This is a genomic window from Vibrio sp. ZOR0018 (assembly GCF_963865925.1).
Classification (GTDB): domain Bacteria; phylum Pseudomonadota; class Gammaproteobacteria; order Enterobacterales; family Vibrionaceae; genus Vibrio; species Vibrio anguillarum.
This window is the reverse complement of record NZ_CAWMCN010000147.1, coordinates 1-2,334: the sequence shown is the minus strand read 5'-3', so window position 1 is coordinate 2,334 and position 2,334 is coordinate 1. Positions and strand designations below refer to the sequence as shown.

Here is a 2,334-nt window from a genome sequence, read left to right as displayed (position 1 = left end):
AGTACTAAATTGAAGTTCAGTGTTTACAGTGTGTTTTTTAAGTTCGGCGGTGCGTTGTCAACCCCTTAGCCGGGCGTTAGCCGCTTTTTAAGTCCTGTAAGTATTCAACTAACTCATGCACAAGAGTCGTGGGATTATCAGTATGGTTACTATTTGCAGTCTTATTTGCTCTAATGGCGTTTTGTTTTGCGAACTCAAGTTGTCCAAGTAGTTGAGTGAAAATAGCATTATCACCCTTGGAGTAATTGGTAATAAACACCTTCAAGTCCTTTATTACTTGATCCGCAATACTTGATTTTCCGCTTGAATGGTATGGTTTAGTGGAATATTGAAAGTGCAATAGCAACCAATACTCAAAGCATGGTACTGAAGTTACAGCAAGAAACTTTGAACAAGATTTATGGTTATCTATATCAACAAGTGTTTGTGCATAACTAGAGTGAGAATCCTTGTCGAAGACACAATACACACGGTCATATGCATCACCGCGTCTTTCTTCTATTTGTGCCAACTCTTTGGCTCTCTCAAAGACACTTTTGGGGCTTGAACCACAACTACCATCAACGGCAACATTTGCTGAATTGAGCTTATAATGATTTACCTGTTCATTAAAATAATTTGGTTCGGTTTTTTCACCTTCACAAACAATTAAAACTTTCTCATAGGAAGAACGTTTAGACTTTCTGCGAGAAAGTTCTCTTTCTGCTTTTGCTTTTCGCTTATGGTGCAAGTCATCTGAACCCATGTTTACTTTAGCCCTTTATTCATTGATCTAACAAATGGCAACGCGCCGTAGCGACCGGACAGGTAACCAAGTTCAAGGTTCTCTTTTTCTTTTCTAGGGCTAAAGTCCGTTAAAGGATAAAGAGTAGTTTCTTGATTCTCATCTTTTTCACAGAACCAGATTTGATCTCTACGGAATACATCCTGATTTAGAATAGATGTTTCATGAGTAGTAAAGATCAGTTGTGCATTTTTGGGGTTGGTTTTTTTATTATGGAATAATGAAACTAAGTGTTTAACCATTTTTGGATGAAGATTATCATGTAATTCATCGACAACCAAAATGTATCCATTTTTTAAAATGTCCAACCAAGGTCCGACGAAAGAGAAAAATTTCTGTGTACCGTCCGATTCATCTGTAAAATCAAGTGGAACTAGTTTTCCAGATTTTGTTTTATGAATGGTTTTAATTTCGATAATTTCTTTATCTTTCATTTCTCGAATTAGGGTTTCTTTTAACTCATCGGGAAAATCCTCAGGTAGCGAATTAGGATCAAACTTTTCTTTTTCAATGTTAATATCGTGAATGTTAAAATCAGCTGCTTGAAGAAAATCTAAAATTTCTTCTTTTGAATCTTGGCTTTCACATTGCGAAGCTGTAAAAGTAGGCCCCCATCCACTAACATTAGTTGGTTTCAATTTTTCTTTAAACCAGTTAAACGCTGGTTTTAGTTGATCACTATTCAGCTGTACTGCTGTAGATAGAAAAAGAGCGTTGGCTCTTGTCGCATTCTGCCAAACGCTTTTAGAACCAAATAGGTTATCGCTAAATTTATAATCATAAACATTGTTTTCTTCATCGAAAACCCTAGAAAACCATCGTTGTGGACGTCCTTTGGGATAAGCAATCAACCATTCTTCAAAAACTTGAAGTTTTGTAGCAGTAAAGCCGTATTGGTACTTAATACCTTCATTTACAAATACTGCTTCAAATTCACTAGGTGCTTTAGCCGAGTCATCATCAAATAAAAATGGATCAATTGGTAGATTGTCACCCTCTTGAATTTTAGACGCAGAGTTTCTCACGATAACATCCATGTCGACTAATGCTTTGATTAAATTTGATTTCCCAGCAGCATTAGCACCGTACACTACAGCAGAATGTAACAGTGGCGCTACAGAAGGCGCGTCGGGAGAGAATGAATTTGTATCCTCGAGTTCGTCGCCTTTATCTTTGACCATACTAAGCACTTGTTCATCTTTGATTGAACGATAGTTCTTAACAGTAAACTCAATTAACATTTTTAACTTGCCTTGAAATGTATTTCATGACGTCATTCTAGCACTGTAAAATGTAAAGTCACCATCGCAAGGTGTTTTGGTGTGTTTTTTTGCACAAATCTGTCAAAAATACGAATATAATCGGCTAACAAACAATTTAAGAGTGATTCAGCACGCTTGGCATTTTTGGTTTGGGTTTAGTTCAGTGATTACGGTGGTCAAATTGAGTGTCGTGGTCGCGTGCTTCACACCTTAATTGGGCGTTAGCCGACAAGCGAAAATTTCAAATTCAGAGGTAAATATGATTCCATTAAATTCATCTGTTGTTTC

Annotated in this window: 2 protein-coding genes; both read right to left on the bottom strand. The window is 36.8% G+C overall.

The window, feature by feature from the left end:
* Nucleotides 1-76: 76 nt before the first annotated feature.
* Nucleotides 77-745 carry an RloB family protein gene (locus AACR75_RS16800; protein ID WP_047691176.1) on the bottom strand — a complete coding sequence of 223 codons (669 nt, stop codon included), beginning with the start codon at nucleotides 743-745 and terminating at the stop codon, nucleotides 77-79.
* A 2-nt stretch (nucleotides 746-747) separates the two neighbouring features.
* Nucleotides 748-2,025, bottom strand: coding sequence for an AAA family ATPase (locus AACR75_RS16795; protein ID WP_047691174.1), 1,278 nt, complete (start codon nucleotides 2,023-2,025; stop codon nucleotides 748-750).
* Between the last annotated feature and the right edge of the window lie 309 nt (nucleotides 2,026-2,334).

Bases quoted from the DNA above. Each gene is read 5' to 3' on its own strand.
- AACR75_RS16800 (WP_047691176.1), bottom strand. From the start codon at position 745: ATGGGTTCAGATGACTTGCACCATAAGCGAAAAGCAAAAGCAGAAAGA.
- AACR75_RS16795 (WP_047691174.1), bottom strand. From the start codon at position 2,025: ATGTTAATTGAGTTTACTGTTAAGAACTATCGTTCAATCAAAGATGAA.